1 pseudogene is annotated in these 711 nt (G+C 64.1%); it reads left to right on the top strand.

Annotation, left to right across the window (positions count from 1 at the left end):
• Positions 1-711, top strand: a pseudogene (locus tag EOA79_RS33815) (SIS domain-containing protein); the annotation flags it as partial.

The following is a 711-nucleotide window of genomic DNA, read 5'->3' as shown; positions in this document are numbered from 1 at the left end:
CCAAGGGGCTGAAGCCGGTCCAGGCAGCGCACCAGGCGCTGAAGCGGCTCTCGGGCGCGTTTGCGCTGGCGATCATGTTCAAGGGCGACGAGGATCTGATCGTCGGCGCCCGCAACGGTCCGCCGCTTGCCGTCGGCCATGGCGACGGCGAGATGTTTTTGGGCTCGGACGCGATCGCGCTGGCGCCTTTCACCAACGCAGTCACCTATCTCGAAGATGGCGACTGGGCGGAAGTGCGTCGCAACAGCGTCACCATCTATGACGCCGACGGCAACAAGGTCGACCGCAAGCGCCAGCAGTCGCTCTCGACCAGCTTCATGGTCGACAAGGGCAACCGCCGCCATTTCATGGAAAAGGAAATCCATGAGCAGCCGGAGGTGATCTCGCACACGCTGGCGCATTATGTCGATTTCGTCTCCGGCGTGTCGAGGCCGCTCGATCTGCCCTTCGACTTTGCCAAGATCGGCCGGTTGGCGCTCTCGGCCTGCGGCACCGCCTATCTGGCCGGGCTGATCAGCAAATACTGGTTCGAGCGCTATGCGCGGCTGCCGGTCGACATCGACGTCGCCTCGGAATTCCGTTACCGCGAGATGCCGTTGTCCGGGAACGACGCGGCGTTCTTCATATCGCAGTCGGGCGAGACCGCCGACACGCTGGCTTCCCTGCGCTACTGCCGCCAGGCCGGCATGAAGATCGGCGCGGTCGTCAATG

Source organism: Mesorhizobium sp. M1A.F.Ca.IN.020.03.2.1 (genome assembly GCF_004023205.1).
In the GTDB taxonomy this organism is placed as follows: Bacteria; Pseudomonadota; Alphaproteobacteria; order Rhizobiales; family Rhizobiaceae; genus Mesorhizobium.
Note: the sequence above shows the minus strand (reverse complement) of the source record. Positions and strands in the feature narration are given on the sequence as shown.